Source organism: Cellulomonas sp. P4_B5_2 (assembly GCF_056402235.1).
This window is the reverse complement of sequence record NZ_JBFUHU010000467.1, coordinates 1-2,078: the sequence shown is the minus strand read 5'-3', so window position 1 is coordinate 2,078 and position 2,078 is coordinate 1. Positions and strand designations below refer to the sequence as shown.

The following is a 2,078-nucleotide window of genomic DNA, read 5'->3' as shown; positions in this document are numbered from 1 at the left end:
GCGTTCGCCGGGGCCGAGACGGTGCTCCTGGTCTCCGGCAGCGAGGTCGGCCAGCGGGTCGCCCAGCACGGCCGGGTCATCGCCGCGGCCGCGGCCGCCGATGTCCGCCGCGTCGTCTACACCAGCGCGCCGCACGCCGACACGACCTCGCTCGTCCTGGCTCCCGACCACAAGGCGACCGAGGAGCTGCTCCGTGGCTCGGGCCTCGCCTGGACCATCCTGCGGAACAACTGGTACACGGAGAACTACGTCGGCGCGCTCGACCAGGCGCGGTCCACCGGAGTGATCCTCACGAGCGCCGGCGACGGGCGGGTCGCCAGCGCATCGCGCGACGACTTCGCCGCCGGCGCGGCCGCGGTGCTGCTCGGCGGCGACCACGACGGCCGCGTCTACGAGCTCTCGGGCGACGTCGCGTGGACCTTCGACGAGCTCGCCGAGGCCGCGTCGACGGTGCTGGGCGTGCCCGTCGTCGCCCAGCAGGTGTCGTTCGACGAGCACGTCGCGATCCTGCTCGGCGCGGGTCTCGACGAGGGCACCGCGGGATTCGTCGCGACGCTCGACGCCGACATCCGCCGCGGCGACCTGGCCGGTGCGACGTCGGACCTGCGGACGCTCATCGGCCGGCCCACGACCACCCTCGTCGACGGCCTGCGGGCGGCACTCGCCTCCTAAACAGGGCGCACCACGGTCGGACGTCCGCGTACCTTCTCCGAGTCCCGCCGTCCGACGGCGGGGCTCGGCCGAAGGAGAATGACCGCATGACCGCAACAGTGCAGGCCAAGGGTGTCGGGGCCGGCTTCGGCGATCGTGAGCTCTTCTCCGGTGTCGACCTCGTCGTCGCGCCCGGTGACGTGATCGGCCTCGTCGGCCCCAACGGCGCCGGCAAGTCCACGCTCCTGCAGATCCTCGGCGGCCGTCGGCAGCCCGACTCCGGCAGCGTCGCGGTGTCGCCGTCGCACGCGCAGCTGGGCTACCTGGCGCAGGAGATCGAGCGTGCCGACGGGGAGTCGGTGCGTGCCCACCTCGAGCGGCGGACCGGGGTCGCGGACGCGCAGCGCGCTCTGGACGATGCCGCGGACGCGTTCGGCGCGGGCCAGGACGGTGCCGACGACGTCTACGCCGAGGCCCTCGAGCGCTGGCTCGCACTGGGCGGCGCCGACCTCGAGGCGCGGCTCGGCACGGTGGCCGACGACCTCGGACTGACCGTCGACCTCGACCACCCGATGACCGCGTTGTCCGGCGGCCAGGCGGCCCGGGTCGGCCTCGCCGCGCTGCTGCTCTCGAGGTACGACCTCTACCTGCTCGACGAGCCGACCAACGACCTCGACGCCGCGGGCCTGGACCTGCTGGAGGAGTTCGTCGACCGTTCGGAGGCAGCGATCGTCGTCGTCAGCCACGACCGGGAGTTCCTCAGCCGCACGGTCACGGCCGTCGTCGAGATCGACCGCAGCCTGCAGCGCGTCACCACCTACGGCGGGAGCTACGACTCCTACCTCGACGAGCGCTCGATCGCCCGTCGCCAGGCCCGCGAGGCGTACGAGGGGTACGCCGCCCGGCGCGATGCGCTCAACGCTCGCGCCCGGATGCAACGGGCGTGGATGGAGAAGGGCGTCCGGAACGCGCGCCGCAAGGCCTCGGACAACGACAAGCACGTGAAGCACCACCGCGGCGAGACGTCGGAGAAGCAGGCGGCGAAGGCGCGGCAGACCGACAAGATGATCGCCCGCCTCGACGTGGTCGACGAGCCGCGCAAGGAGTGGCAGCTGCAGATGAGCATCGCGACGGCCGGGCGCTCCGGGGCAGTCGTCGCCGTCGCGCGTCACGCCGTGCTCACGCGCGGAGCGTTCACCCTGGGCCCGGTCGACCTGCAGCTCGACTGGAAGGACCGCGTCGCGGTCACCGGCCCCAACGGTTCCGGCAAGTCGACCCTCCTGGCCCTGCTGCTCGGCCGGCTGGAGCCCACGTCCGGTGCGGTGGACCTGGGTTCGGGTGTGCTGGTCGGCGAGGTGGACCAGGCGCGGCGCGCGTTCGAGGGCGACGAGCCGCTGGTCGACGCGTTCTCCCGCGAGGTGCCGGAC

The 2,078-nt window shown here is 73.3% G+C and carries 2 protein-coding genes; both read left to right on the top strand.

The window, feature by feature from the left end:
- A partial coding sequence (locus AC1DUQ_RS21190; protein WP_477074570.1) for an NAD(P)H-binding protein occupies positions 1–672 on the top strand: 672 nt, incomplete at its 5' end.
- 86 nt (positions 673–758) lie between these two features.
- The coding region (locus AC1DUQ_RS21185; protein ID WP_477074569.1) for an ATP-binding cassette domain-containing protein at positions 759–2,078 on the top strand (1,320 nt) is incomplete at its 3' end.